The 1,415-nt window shown below is 74.3% G+C and carries 2 protein-coding genes; one reads left to right on the top strand and one right to left on the bottom strand.

The window, feature by feature from the left end; genetic code table 11:
• Nucleotides 1-407 (bottom strand): Rv3235 family protein (locus tag SMA5143A_RS41515; RefSeq protein ID WP_107467961.1); only part of this gene is annotated, 407 nt, incomplete at its 3' end.
• 415 nt (nt 408-822) lie between these two features.
• On the opposite strand from SMA5143A_RS41515, the gene SMA5143A_RS41510 reads away from it, so the two are divergent.
• The gene (locus SMA5143A_RS41510; protein ID WP_055540093.1) at nt 823-1,338 is read left to right on the top strand and encodes a DUF6912 family protein; all 516 of its coding nucleotides are present in this window, start codon (nt 823-825) and stop codon (nt 1,336-1,338) included.
• Nucleotides 1,339-1,415: the final 77 nt, after the last annotated feature.

Here is a 1,415-nt window from a genome sequence, read left to right as displayed (position 1 = left end):
CGGGCGAAGACCTCCAGGGCGCCGGGAGCGGCCACGTAGTAGCCGATGTCGCGGATGACCGGGTCCGTGCCGTGGGCGGCGCGCAGGGGGCCTCGTTCGGCGAGCCAGGCCAGTTCGTCGTAGGCGCGGCCCGCGGTGTGGCGCAGCATGCTGTGGACGGGGCGGCGGCCGCTCAGGACGGCCAGCAGAAGGTCCGCGAAGCGGTCGGTGGGGCGGGGCCGCAGGGCGGCGGGAGCGGTGAGGACCTCGGGGAGGAGAGCGACGGCGGTCCTGCCCCGCGCGGCGGTCGATACACGGCCGCCGCCCGGTGTCGTGCGGGCGGGGGTGCGGCCGGGGCGGCGGGTGTCGTGGCGTACGGGCGGGCGGGTGCCGGGGCGGCGCTGGGTCCTGGTCATGACCTTGTTCATCGGGATCCCGTTCCTCGGAGTCGGTGAGCCGCTGGTACCACTCGGTAACTTCGCGTTGGGGATCTTGTACGAGGCGGGAGGCCGGCGCCGCAAGGAACGACGACGAGCGGCGGAGGGCCCGGAACGTTCACCTATCAGGGTGATGAGGGCGGGGTTCCGGCCCGCTGCGGCCGGGATGGGCCGGGTGAGGCGGTGGGTGCGGGGTGGACGGGGCAGGAGGGGCGGGCGGGGGCTCGAAAGGGGACGCCGCACGTATCCTGAAGGACCGTCGGGACCGACCTCTCGTACCGCCCCGGGCACCTTCCGGGGTGCGGGAGCGCTCCCTGCGGGTACGGATCGTTCCCGGCGGGGGTGGCCCCTCGTCGGAGCCCTCCGCGGAGCCTGACAGCGAACACGACTACGAAAGCGGCCTGCCATGCGCGTCTACGTCCCCCTGACCCTTCCCGGGCTCGCCGAGGCGTACAAGACGGGGCAGTTGGGGGAGGGGCCCTTCGTCGCGTACGCCGTCACGCCCGCGCTGCGCGAGTGGTACCTGTCCGACGACATCGAGGAGTTGGAGTACGCCGCCCTGAACCGCGCCGCGCTCGCGTCGTTGCGGCTGGTCGCCGTGGAGCCGGGTGCTGTTCGGCGCCGGGTCGTCGTGGCGGTGGACGTGGCCGACCGGGACGCGGTCGCCGATCCCGACCGGGGGCTCGACCCGACGGCGCTCGGCGAGGTGCGGGTCGCGGGGCCCGTGCCGCTGTCCAAGGCGGCGGCCGTGCACGTCGACTCGGCGGAGGCCGAGGCCGAGGTGGCCGAGGCGGCGGACGCGCTCGGCGCGGCGGACCAGGGCGACGACGACGCCCAGTTCATCGTCGACGGCGCGGACGACCACGAGCTGCTGTGGTACGCCACGCAGGAGATCCCCAACCTGGTGGGGCTCGGCGAGTGACACCGACGCCGCGCGGCCGGTGATTCGTACGCGTCTGCGGGTGCGTACGCAAGGTCACGGTGCGTTGTCAGTGGTGA

The organism is Streptomyces sp. MA5143a (genome assembly GCF_900290235.1).
Taxonomy (GTDB): domain Bacteria; phylum Actinomycetota; class Actinomycetes; order Streptomycetales; family Streptomycetaceae; genus Streptomyces.
The sequence above is the reverse complement of the archived record's forward strand: the minus strand, read 5'-3'. Positions and strand labels throughout refer to the sequence as shown.

What these genes read in the sequence shown, in the direction of transcription:
- SMA5143A_RS41510 (WP_055540093.1), top strand. Translation starts at nt 823, where the DNA reads ATGCGCGTCTACGTCCCCCTGACCCTTCCCGGGCTCGCCGAGGCGTAC.